The organism is Paenibacillus xylaniclasticus (assembly GCF_004001065.1).
GTDB lineage: Bacteria > Bacillota > Bacilli > Paenibacillales > Paenibacillaceae > Paenibacillus_T > Paenibacillus_T xylaniclasticus.
This window is the reverse complement of sequence record NZ_BIML01000101.1, coordinates 1-638: the sequence shown is the minus strand read 5'-3', so window position 1 is coordinate 638 and position 638 is coordinate 1. Positions and strand designations below refer to the sequence as shown.

1 protein-coding gene is annotated in these 638 nt (G+C 52.4%); it reads left to right on the top strand.

The window, feature by feature from the left end; translation table 11 throughout:
- On the top strand, positions 1–638 hold a 638-nt coding region (locus PXY01_RS22120), incomplete at both ends, for a condensation domain-containing protein (protein ID WP_164744564.1).

The window sequence follows — 638 nt, the reverse complement described above, 5'->3', positions numbered from 1 at the left end:
GAGAGGTGCTGGGCGTCGAGCGAGTAGGTGTAACGGACGATTTCTTTGCGCTGGGTGGTCATTCGCTAAAGGCGATGCAGCTGATATCGATCTTCCATCGAGCATTCGGAGCTGAGGTGCCGCTCAGATCGTTGTTCGAACGTTCAACGATTGAAGAGATGGCGCATTGGATCGAGCAGTTGCCGTCCGAAACGTATGTTTCGATTTCACCAGTGGAACGGCAAGATTTCTACCCTATATCCTCTGCACAGAAGCGGCTTTACATTCTCGATCAGATGGGCAATCAAGGAACGGCGTACAACATGCCAGCGGTGTTCCTGCTGGAAGGGAAGGTAGAGCGGGAGCGTCTGGAAGAGGTCATGCGCAGCTTGGTGAAGCGGCATGAAATACTGCGGACGTCCTTCCACTGGGTAGATGGGGTACCTGTGCAGAAGGTAAGCGAAGAAATCAACTGGAGCTTGGAACGGATTGATGGTCGCGGTATGAAGCTGGAGGAAGTCGCAAAGACGTTCATCCGTCCATTTGACCTATCGTCGGGATACCTTATGCGCGCGGCACTAGTGCAGCTTGAAGAGAATCGTTACGCGCTGCTATTCGATATGCATCATATCATTTCCGACGGAGTGTCGATGAGCATT